This window comes from Trabulsiella guamensis ATCC 49490, from assembly GCF_000734965.1.
Lineage (GTDB): Bacteria > Pseudomonadota > Gammaproteobacteria > Enterobacterales > Enterobacteriaceae > Trabulsiella > Trabulsiella guamensis.
Genome location: NZ_JMTB01000154.1, coordinates 1 through 1,549 on the forward strand (window position 1 = coordinate 1; position 1,549 = coordinate 1,549).

The 1,549-nt window shown below is 60.6% G+C and carries 2 protein-coding genes; both read left to right on the forward strand.

What is annotated here, in order from left to right; genetic code table 11:
* Window positions 1-10: 10 nt before the first annotated feature.
* Entirely contained in the window at window positions 11-163 is a 153-nt protein-coding gene (locus GTGU_RS25205) for a DUF2635 domain-containing protein (protein WP_084222851.1), read from the forward strand.
* On the forward strand, window positions 163-1,549 hold a 1,387-nt coding region (locus GTGU_RS23195; RefSeq protein WP_038163428.1), incomplete at its 3' end, for a phage tail sheath subtilisin-like domain-containing protein. The genes GTGU_RS25205 and GTGU_RS23195, both read left to right, overlap by 1 nt.

The following is a 1,549-nucleotide window of genomic DNA, read 5'->3' on the forward strand; positions in this document are numbered from 1 at the left end:
GCGTGCGGGGTTGCGTGTGCGTAAAGCCGACAGCAGCCTGCTCGCACCGGAAGGGGAAGCGCTGGACGTCACCGCTTACTGGCGTCGCCGCGAAAATGAAGGTGATGTGACGATTAGTCCGTTGCCTAAGGCTAAAACCAGAACCGATAAGGGAGAGGCGTGATGTCAATCGGCAACATTCCTGATGACCTGCGTGTCCCGCTGGTTGTCATCGACTTTGATAATTCGCTGGCGATGTCTGCCGCACCGGCGCAGTCACGCAAGATTCTGGTGGTGGGTCAGCAGCGGGCGACCGCCAGCGTGGAACCACTCACCCTGAACCGTATCACCGGCGACAGCATGGCCGACAACCTGTACGGACGCGGCTCGATGCTGGGCGAGATGCTGAAAATCCTGCGCAAGGGGAACAGCTATACCGAGACGGTTGCCATGGGGCTTGCAGAACTGGATGCCGGTAACGCGGCCACCGCCAGCATCACCATGCTCGGCACCGCGACCGCCGCCGGGACGCTGGCACTGCTGGTAAGCGGCGTTTCAGTCCAGGTGGGCGTCGCTGTGGCGGATACAGCGGAGATCGTTGCGCAGAACATCGTGAATGCCATCACCGCAAAACCGGCCACGCAGGTCACCGCCACCATTGATGCGGAGTCCTCAGCGAAAGTCGTGCTGACCGTCAACTGGAAAGGTGTCACCGGCAATGATGCTGATGTCCGTCTCAACTATTATTCCGGCGAGAAAACGCCTGCCGGTATCAGCGCCACCCTGACCGCGTTTACCGGCGGCACGGGTACGCCGGATATCCAGTCGGTGGTCGCGGCGCTGGGTGACGAGTGGTACACCGATATTGTTTTCCCGTACAACGACACCCAGAGCCTCAACACCATCCGCGACGAACTGCTGGTTCGCTGGGGGCCGCTGAAAATGATGGAGATGCAGCTGTGGACCGCGTTTCGCGGGACGCATGCCCAGACCGGCACCTTCGGCGATGCCCGTAATGACTGGCTGATTTCCTGCCTGGGCACCAACATCGCGCCGGAACCGTCGTGGTTATGGGCGGCGAGCTATGCCGGCATCGCCTCTTACCAGCTGGCGCTCGACCCGGCCCGTCCGCTCCAGACGCTGGTGCTGCCGGGTATTAAACCGCCAGCCCGTGCCATCCGCTGGGACATGACAGAGCGCAACCTGCTGCTGCATGACGGTATCGCCACCCATTATGTGGATGCCGGTGACAACGTCTGTATCGAGCGTGAAATCACCATGTACCGCGTGAACAGCTTTGGCGATACCGACATTTCCTATCTCGACGTGCAGTCGCCGGCGACGCTGGGGCGTATCCGCTACATCATCAAAAACCGGTTCACCAGTCGTTATCCGCGTCACAAGCTGGCCGGGGATGATGTGCTGGATAAGATTGATGCCGATCAGCCGGTGATGACCCCCAAAATCTGCACCGCCGAGCTGCTGGATATCGCCCTGACCGAGCTGGTTCCGGCCGGACTGGTGGAAGATTTTGAGGATTACAAGGCCACGTTGTCCGTCACGCGTGACA